The organism is Eubacterium album, assembly GCF_025336545.1.
Taxonomy (GTDB): domain Bacteria; phylum Bacillota; class Clostridia; order Lachnospirales; family Lachnospiraceae; genus Eubacterium_U; species Eubacterium_U album.
In genome coordinates this window covers 215,069-239,324 of the sequence record NZ_JAODBU010000006.1, presented here as the reverse complement: position 1 = coordinate 239,324, position 24,256 = coordinate 215,069, and the positions used below count along the sequence as shown (strand labels likewise).

Here is a 24,256-nt window from a genome sequence, read left to right as displayed (position 1 = left end):
ACTATGTCCAAAATTCTTTTGATATTATCCTTCCACCTCGTCTACATATGCTATATATAGTTCTAATTCTTTTGACATATGCTATATCTTGTGTTAATATAATCTTGTATTTAAGTTTTTGTGCTGTCCCGTCATGGGAGTCTGGACCATTCATCCAGAAGCATATGCAGTTTAAGTTTGGAAAATCGTGTCATTATACTGCCGTTTTATACGGTGCTATAATGGCACTTTTTTTATTTTAATCTATTTTAACGCCCAAAGAGGCAGAAAGGAGAATTTTTATGTCAGCAATTTTAACAATTTTAGGGAGGGCCACAAGAGATCCTGAGATGCAGCAAGGAAAAAATTCCGGTACGGAATATGTTTCTCTGGACATTGCAGTTTCACAGCGAGGCCAGGATGGAAAGGAAGAAACCATTTACTATCAGTGCTATTTTAACAAGTTCCTTGCAGAACGCTTAGCAAAAGCAGGCGTAAAGAAAGGAACCGGGCTGATGATCTATGGTGATCTGGAGCTTCATCCGTTCATTTATCAGAAAGGAAAGAATGCGGGGCAGGCAAATGCCGGTCCGAGGATCAATGTCAAGGACTGGCACTTTGTACCATCCAACCGTTCTGACAGCAATACCGGACATCCGGGTGCAAACCAGAACAGCCAGCCGAATGGTGGTGCGGCAACGCCCGGTGCAGCCGGCAATGGCAGCTACCCAATGCAGGGAAATCCCAATGGCAGCTACCAGAATCAGGCAATGCCTGGCGGCTATCCACAGCAGGGAATGGCTCCTGCTAACGGTGCCTACACGCCTCCTGCAAATGGCGGACAGTATCAGGCTCCGCCAAACGGAACCGGTCAGCCACAGAGCAGCTACCCGCCGCAGGGCAGTTATACCGGAATGCCAAATTACGGAGGTATGCCGGGCAGTCAGCCAACTGACGGCTTTCAAAATGTGCCGGAACAGATGGCATCCCAGTTGCCCTATTAACTCTCAAGGAACCCTATGTTGAGGAATTGCATTTATCATCTTTGTGATGATGCAGTTCCTCTTTTTCATGTCCGGAAGCGGCGATTTCCCATCCAGCTTCCGGGCTTGTCTAAGAATCATGAATCAGAAAGGAATCAGCTCATGAAAAAATCAAATCGAAAAAAATTCTTACAGTTTGTCGTGCTTGTACTGTTTCTTGCAGCACTTTTCGTACCACAGGATGCCAACCGGCTTCTGATTGCAGGCATTGCCCTGATCGGTATCGGAGTCACGCTGTTCAGTTATCTTCTCCCGCTTTTCACGGAACGCCTGAAAAACAGGGAGCATAAGCTACGAAAACGCCCAGAAAGAACTCGTCATCTGGAAGGAACACCTGATCTGGAAACCATTCTCTGGAGACAGATCAAATTCCAGATTACCGGAAAGCTCAAGGAAGCCTTCCCGGATGCCACATGGGATTTTGTGAAAGAACCACCGCTCTCCCAGATACTGGATGGGGAACCATTACGGATTCGCACACGGAATACCGGAAGTTATAATTTTGCGGAAATTCTCATGGATGCCCGTGGCAGTCTGACGCTTCAGATGATGACCATTGAATCCTTACATAAAAAGGAACCGTCAGAAGGAAATCCGGATTCCAGACCAGCCGTTAATCCCAAATCATGGTATTCCCTGATTGGGAAACCGCTACTGATGGAATTGGTCGGTGACTTACAGGCAAGGGGCTATGAAAAGCTGTTTATCAACGAGCAGGGAGATGTCTATATTCTGAACGGCACTGAACCGGAAGTCCGGGGAAAGCTGGAACATTTCCCGCCCAAAGATTACTGGGGCGAATTGACGGAGATTTTTACTGAAGATGAATTGACCACAGAAGAGACCGAGCAGGCACTGGAACTGTCCTGGATCTCATAAGAAGGAGGAACGAATCATGGCAAATAACATCGTAGCAACCTGGGGGTTCAAACGCAAACTCCCGGAACCATTTGAGGATTATACGGACCATGCAATCTTTGATGACATTGCATCCAAATACTGTACTCAGCCACGGAAAAAATCCACGCTTCATGCAGCTACCCTGCGGGCAGTCCTTGCTTATCTGGAGCTGGAAAGCCCGGTTGGCAGTACCTCGCCGGAAAAGCTTGGGGCGGTCGGTACCCAATCCAACAATTTTGTTGTGGCGGAATATCCGAGCAAAACCGGTGATCTTCAGGTGGTTGTCTACAACCAGCTAAACGGAAAGTTTTACGGAGGCTGCTATACTCCTCCGCCGGATGTGGAAAGCACACCGGAAAAATACGAATTTAAAGACTCCAAACAGTCCGGTGCGGCTCTGCTGTTCGCACTGATGCCGGTTTTTCTGGCAGATGAAGAGTGTAATGAAAAGTATCAGGAATTAAAAGCGCACCGGGACAACGGTTATCCCGATCTGGACGCCGCTGCGGAAACAGCAGCCGTTCTCTGCGACAACATTTACCGGAGAACCCGCTATGCATCAGGTCTCCCGACCGGTGGTGTTAAGATTGACCTTCCGGCAAACGGCGTATTGTCGCTGATCAAACCGTTAAATATCCAGAAGGGGGTCTATGCACCAACCGAAGTGCTCCATGGAGACTTTCAGGTGTTACGTCCAGGAAGTGGATTTAAGAAAGCACAGGCAGCCATTTCCAGAGATGATTTTGTTGGGAAATTTATCCTGACCGCATCCCGAAGGCTGTCTCCGGAAGAGGAGGTATCTGTTCCGACATTGGCAGAGTGGTACATCATCCCTCCGGAAATCAAACGGATCTGCGAACACGCAAAACTGACAACGGATACCACACAGCCGATGCGGAATTTTCTTTTACGGGGACCGGCAGGTACCGGAAAGACCGAAGGAGCCAAAGCCATTGCTTCCGCACTTCACCTTCCTTACCGCTGCATTACCTGTTCCGCAAATACAGAGGTATTCGACCTTTTAGGTCAGATTCTTCCGGATGTGGACGGAAAACGCACCCGGCTTCAGCGGCAGTACCCGTCTTTTCAGGAAATCCAGTTAGATCCCTCCGGTGCCTATCAGAAGCTGACCGGAAACTATGATGAAGAAATTTCTGCCGAGGACACCTACCAGAAGCTGATCGATACGATTTTTGATGAAATGCACAGCTATTATAAGGAACACACCTCCGGACAGAACTTCCAGTATGTGGATACGCCTCTAGTCGAAGCCATCCGCTATGGGTATATTCTTGAGATACAGGAGCCTACGGTCATTGCTAATCCCGGTGTACTGGTTGGACTTAACTCCCTTTTAGACCGCTGTAACAGCGTATATCTTCCAAACGGAGAAACCATCCACCGTCATCCGGATACGACCATCGTAATCACCACAAACAATGACTATGCAGGCTGTAAACAGATGAACCAGTCTGTCATTTCCCGAATGAACCTTGTGATTGATCTGGATGAACCGGATGAGGATACACAGGTAGAACGTGCCATGGCTGTTACCGGATGCAAGGATGCAAAAACGGTACGTCTGATGACACGCATTGTCAAATCCATGGCTGTCTACTGCCGGGAAAATCTCATTACAGATGGCTGCTGTGGCATGAGGGAGCTGATTTCCTGGGTGCAGTCCTACATGGTCTGCGGGGATATCCGGGAAGCGGCCCGTTACACGGTGCTTGCCTCTGCCTCTGCCGATGCTGAGAACCGTACGGAAGTGGAAGAAAGCTGTCTGGATACTGTGCTTGCTGCGTAGGACACGCCTATGAGAAAAGCAGCACTCACAGAAGCCCAGATCCGAAAGCATCTGGCAGATAATCTGTCTTATCTCCGGCAAGCCAAAACACCGAAGTTATCACAAAAGGCAGTTGCCAGAATCTTAAATCTTCCCCCGAAAACCATTATGAATTATGAAAATGCAAACTCCTCCCCGATGGCTTATGCCGTCCTTCGCCTTGCTGTGTATTACGGCTGCACGATGGAGGAACTGCTGACAAAAAATCTAAGAAAAGAAAGGAAGAATATCACGTGAATCACAGCCAAAGAAATTTAAAGAAACTAATCCGGGCAAAAGAGGATTCCATTGCGGATGAGGAGTTATTCCTCTCCGCTGCCTATCAGAAGTACCAGACCTCCCTTGCCAGAGCCGTTACCGGACGTTACCGGTATGGACTGCAGGTACTGCTGGACTGGGACATTTCCGAACAGGCAGGCGTTGCATATACCGACAATTATAAGGTACATCTCAACGCAGCGAACCCGATCACCCAGTCTTTCCCCACCCGTTTCTTACGTTCCCAGAGCCTGACAGGGCTCACCGGGCATGAAGTGGGGCACTTACTCTATTCTGATTTCACAGCCCACGCTGTTCATCTGAGGAGTCTGGAAAACGGTTCCTTCTATCCGAAGGAGCCGGAGCTATCCCTTCCAGCTTATCAGACAGCACTGGAGGAGATCAAAGAAGTGTTAGAAGAAAAGGACAAAGCCGGATGCCTGACACTGGCACGATGCGCCGCAACTTTTCAAAACATTCTGGAAGACATCCATATTGAAGACCGTATGTGTGAGGAATTCCACGGCACCTTCCGACAGGGGATTGAACTCAATAACCTGCGTATGTCCGAACAGATTCCTTCCATACAGGAACAAATTGACAAAGAATACCAGCCATTTTCCATCATTGCCAACCTGATCCTTTCCTATTGCCGGACCGGAAACATCAACAATCCCACCGGCTATCAGGGGGATTATCTGGATACCATTTCCGATTGTACCGATCTTCTGGATACGGCAATGGAATCGGAAAAAGGCACTGACCGGATGCTGACTTCTAATGCACTCTTAGCCCTGACCTGGAACTATATCCAGCCGCTCATCGAAAAGACACGGGAGGAATTGGAAATGCATGGCGAGGATTCCGCTGCCGATGCTCTGGAAGATCTTCTAGGGGATGAAGTCAGCAGCGGCGCTCCTCTTCCGACCGGAAAAAGCGGTGCCATTCCAAAGAATATCAAACCAGCTTCCCCAAAAGGAAGCGGGAATGATGAGGGCAATGCTCCTTCCGGTCCACGTACCAAAGAGGATGCTATAGAGGAAGCCAAACAGGTGCTTTCGGAAGAAGGCGGGCGCATCGCTCTTACAAAGACCAATACCATTCTGGATGAAAACAACCCCGGCGTCACTTATGTCAGTCAGTATCAGGGCAGCGGCTATGAGCATGCTGCAGAGGATCTGTTCCGGATCTTGAACGATGTGGCTGCAGAAAAGGTGCAGGAAGACTGTCAGACGGAACTGACCGAGGAACTGCAGAAAACAGCCAATGATATTCATTACGGCAATGCCCATGCAGGCATCCATGTTACCATCCATCGCCTGACCAGTGTTTCCGATTACCTGAAGAATGAATACCAGACAGTTGCTCCCCCGCTCCTGCGGGCTTCCAAAAAGCTGCAAAGCACCATCCTGCCGCTTTTGAAAGAAGAACAGCAAGGCGGAAAGCAGAAGAATCTCCTGTTTGGAAAACGTCTGGACTCCCATGCTCTCTATAAGACAGACGGAACCATCTTTACCAGAACCAGACTTCCAGGAGAGGAAAAACGTCTGGCTGTTGCCCTCCTGATTGACGAGAGTGGTTCGATGGGTTGGGGTGACCGGATGACACATGCAAGAAAGACTGCCATTGTCCTTTATGATTTCTGTAAAAGCCTCGGTATCCCTATCACCATTTACGGGCATTCCACGGATGCAGGCGGCGTTGCTCTTTACTCCTATGCAGAATTTGATTCTGTGGACAATGAGGACTGTTACCGGCTGATGGATATGTGCGACCGCAACGGGAACCGGGACGGCGCAGCTCTCCGCTTCGTAGCAGAGCATTTGTGCACACGCCCGGAGCTTCAGAAGCTGCTGATCCTGATTTCTGACGGTCAGCCAGCCGATTACGGCTACAGCGGAACGGAAGCAGAGGCAGATCTGCGGGGCATCAAGAAAGAATACGAAAAACGGGATGTCATCCTGTTTGCGGCTGCCATTGGTGACGATAAGGAAAATATCCGCAGGATTTACAAGGACGGATTCCTGGATATCACGAAACTGGAAGAGCTTCCAAAGAATATGGCACAGCTTGTCAAACAGCATCTCAAATAAAGGAAGGTGAATACTCATGAATGAAACTTATCAAAACCGGATTACCGACCAGATCTGCAAGATCCAGAATGACCGGGCACTCATTGCCTTTTATGACCGGCTCCGCTACGCACCACTCGGCAACTATGCACAGCTACATGCCAAAGGGGAATATCAGGAAAACGGGCATAAAGTACATTCTTTAATCTGCATCACCATTCAGGATTATTCCAACGGTACCGGAGACCGGAATATCATCACCCGTTTCAACCTGGCACCGGAACAGATCCAGTTCCTCTTAACCCGGATCACTTCCGGTTTTCAGGAATTTGAATGGAGCCAGAGCAAGATCTACGGCAATCCCGATCAGAACGGTTATTCCACAGCCCAGATGTTTTATATCTCCAGACATCCCTATGATTCCAAAGGGCAGCCTATGAAAAGCCCATGGAAAATCCAGATTGTAAATGGGAAAGGCATCAAAGCACAGAATAAGAACGGTGGTTCCTACATGCAGCCACGCAGCTTCCAGTCCGAAAAGACGACAGCCATCCAGCTTACCGACATGGATCTGTTCACGCTTCTGAAGCGGACGGATTCCTATATTTCCAACTGGGAAACGGTGATTGCTGCATCACTGATCAATAACGGAAAACGGATGCTGGCAGACCAGCAGAACAGTCAAATGCAACAGACAGCACAGGCTCCGCCTTACGCTGCCTAAATTTTCAGAAGAGAAGCGGTACTTTACTGCTTCTCCTCTTTTTAAGAAAGGAGACTTTAGTTATGAATATTGCACTCATCCGGACCATGGACTCTCAGGGGCGTATCGTCATCCCTGCAGAAATCCGGAAACAAATGAAGCTCTCAGACGGAGATGCACTGGAACTGGAAAATGTGGGAATGGAGCTGCTTTTACGCAAATGCCCTACCCACTTAAACGGAAAAGAGGAAATGGCTTCCTATCTTTCCGTCCTCTACAGTGTCATCCACTGTGGTATCGCAATTTGCAGTGAGGCTCACATACTCGTATCTGCGGGCATCTATCTTCCGGAAGGCACTCCCGTTACAGAAGAACTCGCCGAATTGGTTGCGGACGGCCAGGAACTGATCTCTGCTGAGAACTGCCCTGTCTACCCGGTATCCAACACCCGTCAACCGGTTTGTGCTTTTTTCCCGATTTTAAGGGAAGACAGAGAGCCGCTGGCACTTCTTCTCTGTTCCAGAACCGGACAGCATTTATCCGAGATGGAATTGGGATGCGCTAAACTGGTCGCTGCCGTAATTGCAAACAAAATTAAGTAAGGAAAGGAGCGTGAAATCAATGAAGAATACAAATATAACCTTACACACCACCCAAAAGAAAGAATATGTCCTCACCGGAATCCTGTCCCTGCCCCTCCATCTGGGAGAACGGGCGTGGATCTATAGTTATAACCAGACCTTTGCTACCAGTCCGGTGCAGAGTATTCTGGAAGTATCCGAAAACGGTGTGGTATTTGAGACCTGCAACAGTATTTACCGTCTCAGCTACACCCGTGTTCCGATGGAGCTGGAGGCGATGTGTGCTTGACAAGAATGGAAGAACTGGAGAGCTGCCTTTCGGGGCTCCTCTCCACCTTAAAGAAGAACCGGGAACATGTGCCTCTGGAAGTGCTGAAGACACAGTATAAGCAGCCGTATGAAGAACTGGTCAGAAACATCAACCTGACCGCTTCTGCCTATGCAAAATCTGTGCTGCTCCACCGGCTGGTCCTGAATCCGGATGCAGATGTGGAGGAACAATGTACCGTCATCAACCAGATGATACAAACTTCCGGGATGCTGAAGAAAATCAGCTCCTGCATGTCCAAAACCTATGATGTAGGACAGATATATCCTCTGATACTGGAACTACGCCATATGGTCGAACAGGCACTCTGGCCCTATGTGAATCAGGCAACTTGTCTGGTCGCAGATCTGGATGATATAGAAAAAGAACCGACAATTTACAATTTTTTGACACATGAAGTTTATGAAAATGATACCTGGATTCACCGAGAAATCGACCTGCGCTGGAAACTACTGGTACATCTTACTCCCGAACAAAGAGAATCCGTACCACCAGCCAATCATAGTATGAATGGAGGAATTTACCATGAAAGAACAACCATCTAATCCTTGCGAGAAAGTCTCATTTATTTTGACCTATGACCAGCTTGAAGCTGCTTATAACATCTACCGGGAACAATTTATTTCCTGCGACTTCATCCGCCGCTCCATGGAACGTCTGGAGGAAAGAATCGGACTCTGCAACCTTCCATATGAAACGCTGCGTGATGATCCAAGCCTTCTTCATGAAGCATACCTGCAGTTTCTCCGACTGGAAGACTGCAATGTGGCTTATAACGACACGCTGGAGCAGGTAATTGATGCAATCGAACAATGGCTTGCCTCTGGCACCTTATCCCCTGTAAACCTTACGGTTCCCAACCAGAATATGGGTGAAACTTTTGGAACGGAGGTGGATGTGTAATGGCAAATATCTGCTGTGATGATGTGATCTTTTATACAGAAGGAAATCCGGAAGGACTATATGACTTGTGGGAGGACCTGGAAACCTACATCATTCTGAACCAGAATCCTGATTTATGCTGGATTGGCAATTTATTTTCCCACAAGAAAATAGATTCCACCGGAATATCTCTTCGTGGAAATGTCAGCTACATGGAATGGAATGATACGTATATTCTACTTTCTTTAGAGACAGCATGGACTCCACTTTATGAAGCATATCAGGCGATAGCCGCTGCATATCATGTTCCCTTTGTGATGCAAAGCATAGAACCTGGAGAACGAATTTATTATAACACGGATGAAGCACACCTATTTTTCCCTGACCGATATTGTGTCCGCTTATATGAAGAAAGCCTATTGACTCCATGTGGCTTAATAATCGGAGAAAAGCTGGAAGACGGTGAACCATTTGAAACGGAAACAGACGTATTAGAACGATTCAGAGATTGCGGATATCCAGCAGCTACACTAAAAGAGTTGGAGCTCATGTTCGATGCGGATGAACTTATTATTTTTGAATTTACAAATCCATATTTGGATCTGGAGCAGAAAAATGCTTGTGCATGAAACTTCTCCCCTCCACACCAAAGACGATTATCATCAGATTTAAAGGAGGAACACCATGACTGATTTGGAACTGGATGTCTGGGATGCATGGCTCAGGGAACGTCAGGAACATCTGGAAGAAACCCTGTCCAATATCTCACCATCGGAAGAACCCTGCAGATATTACCTGCTAACCGGATATATTCAGGGAATGCTAGAAGCTCTTACCATGCTTACGACTGTTGAGGATGGGAAACGCTTCAAGATCAAACTGGAGCAATTTCGCCAGAATCTGCTCCTCTCTGGAGATTACGATGCTACCGGTAACTATAAACAGGCAGTGAAGAAAACTGCTGTTTAAATACTTCGAGCCGCCCAATCGGACGGCTCTTTTTATGCCCGAAAACGGTAGCCTACACCACGTATCGTTTCTATGTAGTGCGGTTCTTCCGGATTTTCTTCTATTTTCTTTCTCAGATTCTTGACTAACCCATAGACACGGTTATCCACTTCTGACTCCACATCCTCATAAATATGCTGGTAAATCTGTTCTTTTGTAAATACCCGATTGGGGGATAAGGCCAGATAAAAAAGCAGGTCATATTCATGTCTGGTAAGTTCCACAACCTTACCATCTTTGATTACGCTCCGCTGAAGCTGGTCTATTTCCAAACCTTGGAATGTCAACTTTTCAGAATTTGTAATCTCCATAACTTCTAACGTACTTTCGCAGGCTAGAACTGATTTAATTTTATTCAGGATTCCCTCTTCGGAATCAGAAATGGTAAGAATCATCACTTTCCCATAACATCACCTGCTTTTCTTAGCATTTAGCTTTCACTCCTCATTAACAATGTTTATCGATTGGTTACATAGATATATGCATCTTCCAAAGTTACGTCACAAGCTATACATCCACTTTCTGACGGCATATTCTCCCCTAACAGTCTTAATCTAATTCCTTCCTCCGTATACTGCTTACTGGAAATATGATATTTTCTTTCTAATTCTCTTGCAAGGCTTTCGTCCTCTGTACAGCATTCCCATACATGCCCTCTTGCCTTATTCAATAATTCCCTCATTGTTCCTGTATAAAGGAATCTACCTTTTTTCATAACCGCAAGCTGATTACAGGTTGCCATCAGATCCTCCACCACATGCGTTGAAAATAATACGGTGCGTTCTTCTGCAAAATCTACCAGTAAATTACGGATACGGATGCGTTCCTCCGGATCGAGCCCTGTTGTTGGTTCATCCACAATTAAAAAATCCGGCTCATGGAGTAATGCCTGCACTAATCCAACTCTTCGCTTCATTCCACCTGAAAGCTGCCGCATTTTCTTTTTCTGATGGTCTGCAAGACTGGTCTTCTCCAGATAGTAATCAATCCTTTTCTTGCTTTCTCTTTTCTCAATTCCAGCCAGATCTCCCATATACTCCAGACATTCTCGAACAGTCAAAGACGGATACAGATCAATTTCCTGTGGCAGATACCCAATCTTTTTCTGTATCTTTTCGTAATTTGCTTCGCAATATAGCGTACCATCTAACAGAACTTTTCCACTTGTGGGTGCAAGCACCGTTGTAAGCACCCGCATCAACGTTGTTTTTCCTGCACCATTTTCACCTAACAGACCAAATATCCCATGTGGGATTTCCAGATCCACATGATCTACCGCTGTCACTCCATTTTTAAATGTTACTGTTAAATCGTCTATTCTTATACTCATAATCTTACCCTCTCTTCTTTAATATCTTAGGAACAAATGCAAGCATCATCCCCGCAAATACCACGCACAGCACCTTCCCGCCAAGCCATCTCCACTCTGTCAGCTTACCGAAATCACAAGTTCCGTAGGAAAATGGTCCCCAGTTTTTCAAAAACTGAGTTGCCTTTCCGGAAATAGAGAAAAAACAGAAAAGCAGCACGACACCCATACCAATCCATCTGTTTCGAACCAGATTGCTGACAGTTACGGAAAGCACACTCCAAAACAAAACAGTTCCGGGAATCGCAATACAATAAATTCCAAACAAGGCACCGCCATCTAATTCTTCTGTCAGATTCACCGGTTTCTGCCAATAAAAGAGTCCATATGCCAACAAACTGATTCCAATCAGATAAGCTACCTGCACAAATAGTCTTTTATAAACTACCCCTGCCTGCTTTTTTAGATTATAAAGGCAGAATACTTCCGAGCGTTTGCTCTGCACTTCCACCAGATAAGTATCTGCACAGAAAACGACTGCCAGAAGCGAAACAGCTCTTTCCACTGCCCCTCCGATTTCGTTTGCGTATACAACAGGCTGGATTGCACTCAATATCACAACAAAAGCGATTGAATATGCAATTTTATAATATGGCATACATATTTTTACTTCTTTCTTCAATGTACTCTCCTCCTTTTCCACATCCACACCGCTATAAACATGAGCAGTATGGATGCTGCCACAAGAAGCAGTTGATTGAGATATACCCGATATGGCAATCCCGTTTCAAAAAAATTCCCCGGAAATCTAACCATAATAGAGAATGGTCTTGCATGACACTGTCCTTTGCTGTCCCATGTCAGCATATTAGAATAAATGATATAAAGAACCAGCGCCGGAACCGCTGGAAGCGGATTCTTAAACAGCAGCGCTGTAACCGCATACACACAGCAGATCATCAGGATGTTCGGCAGGACATACAGGATCGAATTCTGAACAAAATCCAGTATATTCATAGCAAATCCTGATTTTACTGCCGTGGCATAACACAAAATGATAAATACGATATTCATAATGACCAGTGCCGTCGTCATGATGAGAAATCCACTGCTTATTTTCCCGGCAATATATTGAAAAGCCGTCATCGGTTTGGTGTGCAGCAATTCATAAGTATTTTTCCTCATATCCTGGAAAAATAAAAACGCCAGCAGAACCGTTGCAAAGAATGCCATATGCAGGCTTGCAAAATCTGTAAATTTTCTTCCGAAATAATAGGAGAATGGATGTTTCTCAAGATTTTCTCTGATATACCGATTGACTTCCTCCGGGCTTCCCTGATACCATGAAACGTCCTCATACACATAATTGGCACCATTAAAGTGGTATTCCGTTTTCAGATACTGACACGCCTCCGTAATCTCCATCTGTTTCATCTCAGATATCACTGCCTCCGCCTCTGCTTCCGACATGCCAAACCCATTCTCTGTGTCTTGAAGTATCTTTACAATCTCTTTCTCCCACAGTTCTCTCTCCTTATCCGGTGTTGCCGGAATACATCCCTCCATAACATCCCCATCGGAAGCCATTTTTACCTTCCTGAAGGTTTCATCCGGCTTCACGTAATGAATGGACAGATAAGGTGCAAGTGTCTGGTACATACTGATTAAAACAACAATCAAACCGGTCCAAAATATCGGATTTTTAAGATAATTTTTCAGATTCCTTTTTATGATCGCTTTCATAAGTCATCCCGCCTTTCTTTTTTCTACAAACAGCATAGCCTACAAATCACAACAAAAAAACAACAGCCATTTAGGTGTGTCCAGTTAAGAAAACATTCTAAGGCGAGAGAGAAACGGTATAGCTTCGGCTATGCCGTTTCTTTCATTTTTGCCTGCTATCAAATACTTTGGACATTTCCAAAATCCCGATACCTTTGTAGTAGATATCTACCTCTTGTCTGCGGTTGATTTTGCTATGGGGATCGGTCGCTGCGTGAATGACGATCTTCTCAACGAACTCATGCAGGATACGAGGTGTCAGCTCCGGGATATCGGTGTACTGGCGGACAACGGACAGAAACCTGTCAACATTGGCACTTTTGCCTTCTACTTCTTCGATTTCCTCACGGAGTATTGCAGCCTGTGTCTGCAAACCAGCCTGTTCCGCTTCATAATCGGTGGACAGCTTGTGAAAACGCTCGTCTGTCAGCTTACCACTGATGTTGTCCTCATACAACCGCTTGAAGATCATATCCAGTTCTGTAATACGCTTCTCACCTTCCGACAGCAGCTTGCGCTTTTTGGCAAGACCTTTATTGCGTTCCTTTACATCCATATCCATGACCATTTGAACGAAGCGGTTTTCATAGCTTCTTGCGAAGGACACGATCTCCCGCAGATTTTGAAGGATCAGTTCCTCCAGGATAACCGTTCGGATAGAATGTGGTGTGCTGCACACCTGTTTTCCTTTGCGATACCCAGAGCAAATGTAGTATTCCTGATCCTTTCGGAAGCCGGTTGCCCTGCATTGATATAGGATCGAGCCACAATCAGCACAGTACATCATGCCGGAGAACATTCCCATTTCGCCCATCTTTGTCGGACGGCGCCGTGATTGCCGCGCCTGCTTTACCGCCTCGGCAATGGCTTCTGTCCAGATGGGTTCATGGGTATTCTCAAAGATGACCCATTCACTTTCGGGATTTTTGATTGTCTTTTTGCTCTTGTAGGACTTCTTTGTGGTCTTGAAATTCACCGTATGTCCCAGGTATTCACGCCAGCGATCCATAATTCCTGCTATCGTGGTATTGTCCCAATTATAAAGGTCGCCCTGATTTTTAACATTACAGGTGATACCCTTACTTTCATAGTAAGCTGAGGGCGTAAGAATTTTTCGTTCCCGCAGCTTTCGTGCTATCTGGGACGGTCCAAACCCATCCATAACATACAACCCAATCTCATATACCACATCGGCAGCCTCACGGTCGGGTATCCAACGCTTGCTGTCATCCGGATCCTTCATGTACCCATAGGGCGCATTGGTGGTCAAATGTTCCCCGGCGTTTCCCTTGACCTTCATAACAGCACGGATTTTTTTGCTGGTATCCTTCGCATACCACTCATTGATGATATTGCGGAAGGGAGTAAACTCATTGTCGCCTTGGGTGCTGTCCACCCCATCGTTTACGGCAATAAAGTGAACATCATGCTCCGGGAACATGATTTCGGTATACATACCCACCTGCAGGTAATCACGGCCGAAGCGAGACATATCCTTGATGATAACCCGTTTGACAATTCCCGCCTCCACATCTGCAATCATTTCCTGGAAACCAGGCCGATTGAAGGTCGTTCCTGAAATGCCATCGTCAATGTAAAAGCGGAAGTTTGTGTACCCGTGTTCAAGAGCATATTTTTGTAAAATTTTCTTTTGGTTGATGATACTGTTGCTGTCGCCCTGCAATTCATCGTCACGCGATAAACGGCAGTACAAAGCGGTAACAGCTTCTACGCTCATAGCGTTGTAAGGGAATTGAAGCGCGGCAGCGGTGTTTGACTGATGAAACATAATAACCTCCAATCTGGCAGTCAAACACGGTATGAAGTTCTATCTTCATTCTACCGCGCTTTGTTGGGTTTGTCTGCCTATGGAGGCTAAATTGCAGCGGCTTTTTTTCGGACATCATCCTTGATAAGCCGCTCTATCTTAGAAACTACACCGTCTTTTGTCTGTTCCAGGAAGAACGAATTGACGGTGAAAGTCGTATTTCCGATTTTCTTTTCGCTCCGCACTGGCGGGGCATATTTGTTTTCAAAGATTCTATCTTCTTGCATAGGTTAACCCCTTTCATTATTTGCAAGTTGATAAGCAATAAAAGAGGCAAAACGGACGGCTGCTGGCACAGCTCCACGGGAGTCTAACCCCGGCCCATGCTGATGGGTGCGGCGCACAATGCTTTGTGGGCGTTCAATGCGCGAGTATCTTTAACCCTGCCCGTGTGTCATCGCCCACAAGCTGCCACGCTCGCTTTGCGGTCTGGTGCTGTTCGCTCGCCCGTTACAGTGGTCCCGTCCTGCGGACTTGAAACGAGGTCATGGCGCACCGACCGTATGGCTCGGCACAAACAGGAATGTATCCGTTTGTCTTATGCTGCACCGCTGGCCTCCCAACGGGCTTTCTTTGTCAAGGTGCGGGGCACCGCGCGGAAAGGGGAACACGCAACGCCCCATTCCCGGATCAGTTCAGGTCAAAATCCAGGATGGCGATAATCAGCTTCGTTTCCAGCCTGCGGCGCAATTCTTCATCCACATAGGAATAAGGGCAGCCATGGACGTCATAGCTTGTCCTGGTGGAAAGCGCTGCTATGTAGCCGGAATAGTGGCGGATCACCGTGTTTACCGCGTCCGGCTCTCCCCGGACAGCGGCGGCGATGATAGGGTAAGGAAGCAGGGCCGCCCGTGTGCTTGCAGATTTAACCATCTACATCACCTCCCATCAGCTCCTTTAGCAGCCGATAGGCTTTCTGCCTGCGGGCGTTGACCGTCCGGCGTGCCATGTTCATACGCTCGGCGATCTCGCGGTCTGCCATGTCCAGGAAGAAGTACATCAGGAGGATGTCCCTTCCATCCTGGGGCAGCGCGTTCAGCGCCTCGGCCAGCCGGTCATCCTCGATCAGGATCACATCTCCCCCGACAGGGAAGAAAGTGTATTCCCAGGGATACCGGTCATAGGACGCAAGCTGCTCCATCGAATCCTCCGGCAGCTCGCTGAAAGCGACTTCGCGCGACTGCCTGCGGCTGATCTCCCGATAACCGTTGTAGGCCTCGCACTTCAACACTTTCTTGCAGAAGCTGTCAAAGGCGTGCTGCTTGTGTTCGTAGTGGCGGTCAGGTGTCATTGTCTCACCTCCCTTCTTGCCGGGAGGCAGGTCATTACTTCCCCTTTCGCCCACTACTCGTCTGCCGGAGGCACCTTTTGGCTGGTTCCCCTGGAAAAATTTCAAAAAAATATTTTTGCTGCTCATTGTATGTGCTCCTTTCGTTTCGTTCGGGTTGACAGGACCGGATCAAAACGGAAGGGGCGGGGAGCGGCACCGGGGTAACAAAAAAGCGCCCGGACAGCACAAAGCTATTCGAGCGCAAAAAGTACGATATTCAGTTAAAAAGCAACGATTTTCGCATCCATCGTTAGACTGTACCCACTGGACAGCCTGGATTTTTTTGACGGTTGCGAAAATACAGTCAGAATTTGTCGGCGGTCAGATCGCATCATGGCAGCTCCCTCCTGTAAGCCGCCGTATCTGCCAGCGCCAGCGCGTCATCTCTTTTGAGGGCAAAAAGAACGGCGGCCTTGAAATGTCCTTCAAAACCGCCGATGGGGAATCAAACCTTAAAATAGGCGCACGAAATTATCTGCCCCGGTCAACGGTTTTTTTCTTTCCCCGGACGGGGCAGATAACTTATTATGCAGAGCGGAGCCGGTGTGCGCTAATCGGTTTCCCGCATTTTTTCCTTTAACTTCTGAAAGGATGTATCACTGATTACATGTTCTATCCGGCAAGCGTCCTGCTCCGCCGTTTCTCTGTCTACGCCAGCAGCCACAAGCTGCTCCGTAAAGAATTGATGGCGTTCATAGATTTTCTCTGCCACCTCCCGGCCTATATCGGTCAGGTGGAGAAATCCATCCTCGTCCATTGTCAGAAAGCCGCCATCCCGCAGAACGCCCACCGCATGACTGATACTCGGCTTTGAAAAGCCCATGTGCCGGGCAAGATCAATGGAGCGGACCATGCCCTGCTTCTTTTGAAAAATCAGCACAGCCTCCAGATAATCCTCCCCGGACGCATGAATCTTCATATAGTACCTCTTTTCTGCTTATTGTTGAATCCTCCAGCCCTCAGCCTGTTCCCGAATCCTGATAAAGTCCTGATAAGTTCCCCTCTGTTTCAATAGTTCCTTATGGGTTCCTTTCTGTACGACGGTTCCGCCATCAATGACAAGAATCTGATCCGCATTTTCAATCGTCGCCAGTCTATGGGCAATCGTTATGATCGTTTTCCCATGTGTCAGCGCGGAAATAGCCTCTTGAATCAAATGCTCGTTCTCCGGGTCAATGCTGGCCGTGGCCTCGTCCAGAATCACAATCGGCGCGTCTTTCAGCATGGCTCTGGCAATCGAAATTCGCTGCTTTTCACCGCCGGAAAGAGAAGAGCCGCCCTCACCGATTACGGTATCATATCCATCTGGCAAGGCCATGATAAAATCGTGGCAGCGGGCTTTTTTCGCGGCGGCGATTATCTGTTCCTCCGAAGCATCCGGGCTACCGAATTTAATATTGTTGCGGATCGTATCCCGGAACAGATATACATTCTGGAATACCATACTGATATTTTTTAGTAAGCTGTCACAGGTAAATTCACGAATGTCTGTTCCTCCAAAAGTGATTTTTCCGGCGTCAACATCATAAAAGCGAGCAATCAGGCTGCACAGGGTAGATTTGCCGCTCCCGGAAGGACCTACAATCGCTGTTGTTGTATTCTGTGGGATTGTGAAATTCACATCATGCAACACAGTCCGTTTATCGTAACCAAAGGATACATCCTGGAAAGTAATATCATACGAGGCCGGTGTAATATCTTTTCCGTCCTGGTCGATATACTCCGCATTTTCCAAAGATTCCAGCTTATTCATAGCAGAATCTATAAGGCCCAGCATGTGCGCCGCGTCGTTGATGTTTTCCACACTTCCAAAGATTACGAAAGAAAACAGAACGAACATCAGAAAATAAGCAAGGCTCATTTGTCCGTTAAGTGTCTGCCATGCACAGATAAACACAATCCCCATAGATGCCAGTTTTAAGGAGAACAGGTGCAGGCAGTTAAATGGCGTATAGCCCTTTTCTACTTTGATATGAATATTTTTCAAATCTTTATTTGCCTTGCGAAAACTCTCGATAGAAGCCCCTTCCTGTCCAAACGACTTAACGATGGACAGCCCGCGGATATATTCAATCGCAGAGCCAGACATATCCTCCATGGCCTGGTGCGTAATAGCAGCGGTCTTTTCACTGTGCCTGCTGATACCATGTAAAGCTAATGCGGAAAAGGCAACACCGACAACAGAAACCACTGCCGCGGCTGGACTCAGGAAAAGGAAGCACAGGAGAATTGCAATAAACTTTGCATATCCGTTGATGATGATGTCAACCATCTTCATTCCCTGTAATTCGAGTGTGGATAGCTCTGTAGTAACACCTGTCAGAATATCGCCCACGCTGTTTTTGGAAAAATATCCCAGAGGAACCCTTTTTAGCACATCGCCCAAATGGATTCGCTGTCCTGCGGCCACTTCATAACCAATGCTTTCCTGCAATACCGCCCGCAGATAAGAGAGTAGAAAGTTAAGCGCAATCGAGCCAACAATAATCCAAAGTGTCTGCCAGATCAGGGCGGATTCTATTGTGCTGCCTGTCCAATAAGCCGCGATTGTTTTATCAAGAGCATAAGCAGCAGCCATTGTAGGGATCGCCGTAGACAGGCTGCTGAAAAAGGAAAAAACAGAGCCAAGGTAGAGGCGTCCCTTATATTTCCCCGCCCATTGAATGATCCGTTTCATAGACTTAAACATGAGCGGCCACCTCCTTCTTTTCACTCACAGACCAATTCTTCGCCCCGATGTGCGCTTTCCACATATCCGCATAAAGCGGACACCGCTTCAACAATTCTTCCTGCTTTCCGCAATCCACAATCCGGCCTTTTTTCAACACGACAATCTGATCTGCGTTCTGAATGGTGGAAAGGCGGTGGGCGATCACAAGAAGAGTTTTACCCTTTGATAACGCCATGATAGATTTCTGAATTTTATCTTCGTTCTGCGGGTCAGTAAATGCTGTCGCTTCATCCAAAATAACAATCGGGGCATTTTTTAGGATCGCCCTCGCAATCGCAATTCGCTGTTTTTCGCCGCCGGACAGCCTCTTTCCGGCATCACCGGCAGGGGTATCATATCCTTTGTCCAAACGCACAATAAATTCATCACAGCAGGCCGCTTTCGCCGCCGCATATACTTCTTCATCTGTGGCGTTTGGATTTCCAAGACGGATGTTTTCTTTCAGGGAGCAATTAAACAGGAAGTTATCCTGCGTCACAAAACTGACCAGTTCGGAAAGCTGGCGTATAGACAACTCTTTGATATTCTTCCCCCCAATGGTAATGCTGCCGCCTGTCACGTCCCAAAACCTTGCAATCAGACGGGCAATCGTTGATTTACCGCCGCCAGACGGTCCTACAAGTGCCGTAAAACTTCCCTCTGGCAATTCCAGGTTCACATCATGCAACACTTCATTTTGCTCGGAACCGTCATAGGAAAAGGTTACATGCTTCAACGCAATATCATTGTGAGGAATAGATACGATTTTCCCTGAATCCGGCAGTACAGGCAGGTTCAAAAGTTCATTTGCCGCCTCTACTGCATATTCCATAGACTTTGCTTCGTTAATGAAAGTGGTTGCTTTCATCAACGGTCCAACAATGCTGAGGGAAAGGATAATCCCCATTGCAAGCTCCGCAGGGGAGATACTTCCATTCTGCACCAGCAAAAGGCCGACAGGAAGAACCCCCAGGAGCGTTGTGGGCATAATCGCCATCATAAGGTTCATCGATTTCCATGTACTCTTAAACCATGCCAAGGTAAACTCTTTGAACGACTGGACAGCATTAACAAATTTTTCATAGGAGCTTGTGCTTTGGTTAAAGGCCTTTACAACCTCGATACCTTCCACATACTCGATAATAATACTGTTGACGTGGTTATTTGCCTCCATATAAGCGGCGTACTGGCTGTTATAGTTCCTCATAAGGAAAAACATAGGAATCATGGCCAGCACCGGAGCAATCAGAACCGCCAATCCCATGCGCCAGTCAATGACCATCATCCAGGTAAAAATTGCAACAGGGAGTAGGAGGTTAGAAGTCAATTCCGGGATCATGTGTGCCAAAGGCGGCTCTAAATCCTCCACCTTATCCATGATGATATTTTTCAGATAGCCGATTCGCCGCCCCATCACTTCGCCGAGAGGCGCTTTCATCAGCCGGTCTGCAATTTTAAGCCGGATTCCTTCCAAAATGGTATAGGCTGAAATATGCGCCAGGATCGTAGAGATTCCATGGCAGGCAACCCGCAGCAGGTAGCCCGCTGCTCCAACCAGACACCAAATCAGAATGCCATTCAGGGTCACATTCTGATTGATAAATGCCAGCAGGATTTCATATACAGCCCAAAAAGGAATAAACCCTCCTGCAACGCTCAGAATGGCGCAGAATACCGAAAGAGCCATTTTCCCCTTGCATGGTGCGGCGAAGGAAAACAGAATTTTCACCCAATTATCTTTTTGCTGCTTCATTACAATCACCTTCCTTCTTTTTAGTCAGCAAAGAAAAAAGGATGGGTAGTCTTTGCTAACCATCCTTATTGTAGCAGTATTCAATTCTTCTTTCCTCTCCAAAACGGCATTTATGCACCGTTTAGAAAAAAGATTTTCGATATTCCATCGGCGTCTGCCCTATCACCTGCCGGAAAGCTGTTGCAAATTTACTGGGGCTTTCATATCCCACAGCTCCGGCAATTTCCGCAATCCCTTTTTTGGAATCCTGCCGGAGCATTGTGGCAGCAACGTTCATCCGATAACGGCGAAGATAGGAATACATGGAATCTCCGTATATTTCCTTAAAGCAGGTTTTCATCCCCGTCAACGAAATCTGGAATCGTTCAGCTAATTCATCCATCGTGTAATGCTCCTGCAAATTTGCCGTAATAAGATCATGGATCGCTTTGATTTTTTCTACCTGACCTTTATAGAAATAAGGGCGATCTTCTTTGGAATCAGAAAACTGCAAAGCGTCCAGATATAAAAGCAGCTCCAGGGCTTTTACTTTATAGTAGTCACTTTTGATCTGCTGCGGGACAAAGTAAAGCTCTGAAAAAATATGTTCAATTCCTGGCTCATTATGAATCACAAACGGTTTCTTGTCATTGCAATACTTTTTTTGAAGCTCGTACAAATCAACAGAAAATCCGCCAAAAAAGTCTTTCAGCGCCGGCACAGCAATGTCCAGATCAAATCCCAGGGTCATCCCATGATAGTGGCAGAGTGGAAAGCAGAACCGTCCCGAATGGGAACGCCGGTCATCCACACGCATCTCATTCTCTTGCAAATAGCTATACGCATGATTGTCAATCTCGCTTTCGATCCGTCCCTCCCTGCAATGGTCTATATAGAGAAGCGAACTGTCCGTACTACTCTGAAAGTAGGAGGTACATTCTTTCAGGTGCATATCGCTATACATCACAAAAGCGCCATCAAAAATTTTGTGGGCTGTCATGGTTCCCTCGCCGCTCTCGTCAAAAAGCTGCAGGACAACGCAATCCTCAGTTTCAATGACATTTTTAACATTTGAGCCGCAGTTTATTTTACCATCAAACAGTTTGATTTCCGCCGCCTCCTTCCATCATAAAGAAATTAAATAACCGTTCCCGTCCTTCCGTATCCTGGAGGAAATAGCTTTCCTCCAATCTGCCGTTTTCCAGATGGATCACATAATTGCAGCACCTGAGTATAAATTCAGGATCATGGGTCACAATCACAATGGTTTTTCCTGAATCGGCAAGTCCTTTGACCGAATCGGCCACCTGCCTCATATGAAAGAGATCAAGGCCGCTGGTAGGTTCGTCAAATAGTATAACCGGACGTTCAGAGGCAATCGCAGAAGCAATCGCCACACGTTGTTTTTGCCCTCCCGAAAGCCCCATCGGATGGCAGGCTTTGTACGGGAGCAAATCCATTTCTGTCAAGATAGCCTCTGCCTTTGCCACATTTTCAGGCGATTCATCGGAATCTTTCCCCGGCATACTTAACAGGACTTCCTCTAAAACGCTCTCCGTAAAAAGCTGATGATTTACATCCTGCATGACCATATAGCATAGCTTCAGCCGCTGTTTGCTTGAATAGGAAGTACCATCTTTTTCGAGGATACCTTTACATCTTTTTTCCAATCCGCATAAGCAACGAGATAGTGTCGTTTTTCCGGCTCCATTGTGCCCGATGACCGCCGTTACATTTCCGGCAGGAAGCTCTATATTTTCCAGAGAAAGCGTTTCCGGCTGTTTCTTGTATGCGAAATGGAAGTGGTTCAGTTTCCATATCCCCTGCCCTGAATGTAGACTGGCAGGCTCAATGTCTGCAAACTCACCCAGGCCAAGAGGCCGTAATCCCATTTTAGCTTTTTCCGCCGCCGGAATCAACTGAAATTCCGGCAAAGTATAATCCCCTTGTATTTCCCCGTCGCTTAAATATATGATCCTGTCTGCCAGATCATAAAGATAGTAGAGCCGGTGCTCCGCAATAATAATTGTTTTGCCCTGTGACTTCAATATTTTTAACAGTTTCCGAAAATCAGCGATGGAATAGGCGTCAAGGTTGGAAGATGGCTCGTCCAAAACAAATACATCCGGTTCCACAGCGGCGGCAGATCCACAGGCGATTTTTTGCTTTTCCCCACCGGAAAGGGAGAAAACACTTCTGTCCAGCAGATTTGTAAGGTTCAACTGCTCTGAGACCAGCTTTACCCGCTTTCGGATTTCTGCTTCTTCCAATCCATGGTTTTCACATCCAAAGGCAATTTCGCTGGTCGTATCCACATTAAAAAATTGAGAACGTGGATTCTGAAAAACAGAACCCACTTTTTTTGATATATCAAACAGGGAAAGCCCGCTCATATCTTCTCCATCAAGCATGACAGTGCCTTCCAGCTTTCCATCGTAATAATGAGGAATCAGTCCGTTAAACAGCCGTGTCAGTGTGGTTTTACCGCAGCCCGATGTTCCGCAGAGCAGTACAAAATCCCCGTCGTTAATAGACAGGTCAATATTTCTTAATGTTCCGTGTCCTTTCCTGTCCCCAATGTCAGTTTCATTTGGAGGGTAGGAAAAAGAAACTTTTTTACATTCGATCATAGGCCTACCTCCCTGTAATCATCGTGACAATAGGAATTGCAAAAGCCACCACACATAGCAGCAGGAAAAAAACATCCTGCACATGAAAGCCGATTTCGCAGATGTTTGTCCTCTTGACCGGACCGCCCAATCCTCTTGTCAGGGCTGCCGCATTTAATTCTTCCCCGATCTTGACGGAACACATGATAACAGGGACAAGCCTGTATTCCAGCATTGCACTGGCTTTGCCCCCGCCAAAACGGATTCCTCTCATTTTCATAGCGTCCCCTATGGCATTATATTCTTCTACAACAGTAGGGAAAAATCGGAATATCACGGACATAGGAATGATGATCTGCTCCGGTAAATGCAGCTTCTTCATGGCGGCAACAAACTCGCTGACCGTCGTTGTCCTGACCGTGATGTATCCCATCATAATCCCCGGCACAAACCGCATAAAGAAACCGCAGATTGCAACAACAAGAAAGTTAGGAAGGCCGGACAGGTGGGGGAGCGCCCATAGTTGCAATATATAGCTGCCGCCATATAAAACAAAATAGATAACCGATCCCTTCCACGATTTTTCCGTGAGCAGCAGGATCAATGGAACAGCAGCCAAAATAGGAGCAAACTGTTTAGAAGCAGCCCCACCTCCGCCGCTCAAGACAAAGAGGGCAATCGTGATAAGCAATGCCAACTTTGTCCGAGGGTCTAACGACAGGCCGGTTTCCTTTTTTTTGCTTGCTAACAATTCACGGCGCATTATGCAATACCCGCACGCTTAAAGTGCTTTTTGAAAATTTTCTGGCCGATCACACCGCCGATCACGCCGCAAACGAATCCGGCAATCAAAAGAAGGGGGAGCGTATATGCCGAGATATAGCTCATAATGGAATCTGCATACTCTTGTCCATAACCGCTGATTAGCTGCTGATAGTAGCTGTCCCGTGTTGCAACAATGGGGATGTAGTTTCCGATGATCCACATAGAAAAAACACCATGCGATATGATTCCTTTTTTTGCACTCTTATAATCGCCGGATTTCAAAACAAGATCAGCCAGGACACCGAACACGGCACCGGTAATAATGCTCCAATACCCCATGCCGGTCAGCAACATTAAAATACCGCAGATCAGTCCTGTCAGCGATACCATTCCAAACTTCTGGACTTTAGAATAATACAGCATCATTACGATTCCGCCAATCAGCGGAACCAGCACGATCAGAAGCGGAAGAAAAATAGGGATAAATCCCAGCATGGCAATCGCCATCATCACCACAAAATAGATCGCAGTGAAGATTCCAACATTGATAAGGTCTTTTCCTTGTAGTTTATTCATTATTTGGTCCTCCTG

Annotated in this window: 27 protein-coding genes; 12 read left to right on the top strand and 15 right to left on the bottom strand. The window is 46.8% G+C overall.

Features of this window, described 5'->3' with window-relative positions; genetic code table 11:
* Positions 1-281: 281 nt before the first annotated feature.
* The 12 genes from N5B56_RS07110 to N5B56_RS07055 all read left to right on the top strand — a co-directional run bounded on the left by N5B56_RS07110 (position 282) and on the right by N5B56_RS07055 (position 9,561).
* Positions 282-983, top strand: a complete 702-nt coding sequence (locus tag N5B56_RS07110; protein WP_005333477.1) for a single-stranded DNA-binding protein — start codon at positions 282-284, stop codon at positions 981-983.
* A 141-nt stretch (positions 984-1,124) separates the two neighbouring features.
* Positions 1,125-1,901: a hypothetical protein gene (locus N5B56_RS07105; protein ID WP_022415111.1), complete on the top strand. Its 777-nt coding sequence runs from the start codon at positions 1,125-1,127 to the stop codon at positions 1,899-1,901.
* A 16-nt stretch (positions 1,902-1,917) separates the two neighbouring features.
* Positions 1,918-3,729, top strand: coding sequence for an AAA family ATPase (locus N5B56_RS07100; protein ID WP_260978644.1), 1,812 nt, complete (start codon positions 1,918-1,920; stop codon positions 3,727-3,729).
* Between the two features lie 9 nt (positions 3,730-3,738).
* Entirely contained in the window at positions 3,739-4,005 is a 267-nt protein-coding gene (locus tag N5B56_RS07095) for a helix-turn-helix domain-containing protein (RefSeq protein ID WP_005333471.1), read from the top strand.
* Positions 4,002-6,119: a vWA domain-containing protein gene (locus N5B56_RS07090; protein WP_260978643.1), complete on the top strand. Its 2,118-nt coding sequence runs from the start codon at positions 4,002-4,004 to the stop codon at positions 6,117-6,119. The genes N5B56_RS07095 and N5B56_RS07090 overlap by 4 nt, the downstream gene beginning before the upstream one ends.
* A 16-nt stretch (positions 6,120-6,135) precedes the next feature.
* Positions 6,136-6,822 (top strand): hypothetical protein, encoded by a 687-nt coding sequence (locus N5B56_RS07085; RefSeq protein ID WP_005333468.1) that lies wholly within the window; start codon positions 6,136-6,138, stop codon positions 6,820-6,822.
* Positions 6,823-6,884: 62 nt separating this feature from the next.
* Positions 6,885-7,403, top strand: a complete 519-nt coding sequence (locus N5B56_RS07080) for an AbrB/MazE/SpoVT family DNA-binding domain-containing protein (RefSeq protein WP_005333466.1) — start codon at positions 6,885-6,887, stop codon at positions 7,401-7,403.
* 19 nt (positions 7,404-7,422) lie between these two features.
* The gene (locus N5B56_RS07075; protein ID WP_005333464.1) at positions 7,423-7,671 is read left to right on the top strand and encodes a hypothetical protein; all 249 of its coding nucleotides are present in this window, start codon (positions 7,423-7,425) and stop codon (positions 7,669-7,671) included.
* Positions 7,668-8,255: a hypothetical protein gene (locus N5B56_RS07070; RefSeq protein ID WP_022415112.1), complete on the top strand. Its 588-nt coding sequence runs from the start codon at positions 7,668-7,670 to the stop codon at positions 8,253-8,255. The genes N5B56_RS07075 and N5B56_RS07070 overlap by 4 nt, the downstream gene beginning before the upstream one ends.
* Entirely contained in the window at positions 8,236-8,613 is a 378-nt protein-coding gene (locus N5B56_RS07065) for a hypothetical protein (RefSeq protein WP_117537003.1), read from the top strand. The genes N5B56_RS07070 and N5B56_RS07065 overlap by 20 nt, the downstream gene beginning before the upstream one ends.
* Positions 8,613-9,221, top strand: a complete 609-nt coding sequence (locus tag N5B56_RS07060) for a hypothetical protein (protein WP_005333458.1) — start codon at positions 8,613-8,615, stop codon at positions 9,219-9,221. The genes N5B56_RS07065 and N5B56_RS07060 overlap by 1 nt, the downstream gene beginning before the upstream one ends.
* A 55-nt stretch (positions 9,222-9,276) precedes the next feature.
* Positions 9,277-9,561 carry a hypothetical protein gene (locus tag N5B56_RS07055; RefSeq protein ID WP_005333456.1) on the top strand — a complete coding sequence of 95 codons (285 nt, stop codon included), beginning with the start codon at positions 9,277-9,279 and terminating at the stop codon, positions 9,559-9,561.
* 32 nt (positions 9,562-9,593) lie between these two features.
* Here N5B56_RS07055 and N5B56_RS07050 read toward each other — a convergent pair whose 3' ends face one another.
* The 15 genes from N5B56_RS07050 to N5B56_RS06980 form a co-directional block, all read right to left on the bottom strand.
* A complete protein-coding gene (locus N5B56_RS07050; protein WP_005333454.1) occupies positions 9,594-9,995 on the bottom strand; it encodes a winged helix-turn-helix domain-containing protein in 402 nt (133 codons plus the stop codon).
* A 62-nt stretch (positions 9,996-10,057) separates the two neighbouring features.
* On the bottom strand, positions 10,058-10,930 hold the full coding sequence (locus tag N5B56_RS07045; protein ID WP_005333452.1) for an ABC transporter ATP-binding protein: 873 nt from the start codon (positions 10,928-10,930) through the stop codon (positions 10,058-10,060).
* 4 nt (positions 10,931-10,934) lie between these two features.
* A complete protein-coding gene (locus tag N5B56_RS07040) occupies positions 10,935-11,591 on the bottom strand; it encodes a hypothetical protein (RefSeq protein WP_243026131.1) in 657 nt (218 codons plus the stop codon).
* Positions 11,588-12,652 (bottom strand): ABC transporter permease, encoded by a 1,065-nt coding sequence (locus N5B56_RS07035; RefSeq protein ID WP_008373936.1) that lies wholly within the window; start codon positions 12,650-12,652, stop codon positions 11,588-11,590. The genes N5B56_RS07040 and N5B56_RS07035 overlap by 4 nt, the downstream gene beginning before the upstream one ends.
* 142 nt (positions 12,653-12,794) lie before the next feature.
* Positions 12,795-14,480: a recombinase family protein gene (locus tag N5B56_RS07030; RefSeq protein WP_238053473.1), complete on the bottom strand. Its 1,686-nt coding sequence runs from the start codon at positions 14,478-14,480 to the stop codon at positions 12,795-12,797.
* 86 nt (positions 14,481-14,566) lie between these two features.
* Positions 14,567-14,746, bottom strand: a complete 180-nt coding sequence (locus N5B56_RS07025; protein ID WP_238053472.1) for a transposon-encoded TnpW family protein — start codon at positions 14,744-14,746, stop codon at positions 14,567-14,569.
* 403 nt (positions 14,747-15,149) lie between these two features.
* A complete protein-coding gene (locus tag N5B56_RS07020; RefSeq protein WP_118285717.1) occupies positions 15,150-15,392 on the bottom strand; it encodes a helix-turn-helix domain-containing protein in 243 nt (80 codons plus the stop codon).
* On the bottom strand, positions 15,385-15,936 hold the full coding sequence (locus N5B56_RS07015) for an RNA polymerase sigma factor (RefSeq protein WP_121587091.1): 552 nt from the start codon (positions 15,934-15,936) through the stop codon (positions 15,385-15,387). Before N5B56_RS07015 ends, N5B56_RS07020 begins: the two co-directional genes overlap by 8 nt.
* A gap of 463 nt (positions 15,937-16,399) precedes the next feature.
* Positions 16,400-16,768 (bottom strand): metal-dependent transcriptional regulator, encoded by a 369-nt coding sequence (locus tag N5B56_RS07010; protein WP_238053471.1) that lies wholly within the window; start codon positions 16,766-16,768, stop codon positions 16,400-16,402.
* Positions 16,769-16,786: 18 nt separating this feature from the next.
* The gene (locus N5B56_RS07005) at positions 16,787-18,538 is read right to left on the bottom strand and encodes an ABC transporter ATP-binding protein (RefSeq protein ID WP_118199772.1); all 1,752 of its coding nucleotides are present in this window, start codon (positions 18,536-18,538) and stop codon (positions 16,787-16,789) included.
* Entirely contained in the window at positions 18,531-20,312 is a 1,782-nt protein-coding gene (locus N5B56_RS07000) for an ABC transporter ATP-binding protein (protein WP_238053470.1), read from the bottom strand. Before N5B56_RS07000 ends, N5B56_RS07005 begins: the two co-directional genes overlap by 8 nt.
* Before the next feature lie 121 nt (positions 20,313-20,433).
* A complete protein-coding gene (locus tag N5B56_RS06995) occupies positions 20,434-21,291 on the bottom strand; it encodes a helix-turn-helix domain-containing protein (RefSeq protein ID WP_173735524.1) in 858 nt (285 codons plus the stop codon).
* 94 nt (positions 21,292-21,385) lie between these two features.
* A complete protein-coding gene (locus N5B56_RS06990; RefSeq protein WP_015518826.1) occupies positions 21,386-22,921 on the bottom strand; it encodes an ABC transporter ATP-binding protein in 1,536 nt (511 codons plus the stop codon).
* Between the two features lie 4 nt (positions 22,922-22,925).
* On the bottom strand, positions 22,926-23,663 hold the full coding sequence (locus tag N5B56_RS06985; RefSeq protein WP_015537389.1) for an energy-coupling factor transporter transmembrane component T: 738 nt from the start codon (positions 23,661-23,663) through the stop codon (positions 22,926-22,928).
* Positions 23,663-24,241: an MptD family putative ECF transporter S component gene (locus tag N5B56_RS06980; RefSeq protein WP_008728410.1), complete on the bottom strand. Its 579-nt coding sequence runs from the start codon at positions 24,239-24,241 to the stop codon at positions 23,663-23,665. The genes N5B56_RS06985 and N5B56_RS06980 overlap by 1 nt, the downstream gene beginning before the upstream one ends.
* Between the last annotated feature and the right edge of the window lie 15 nt (positions 24,242-24,256).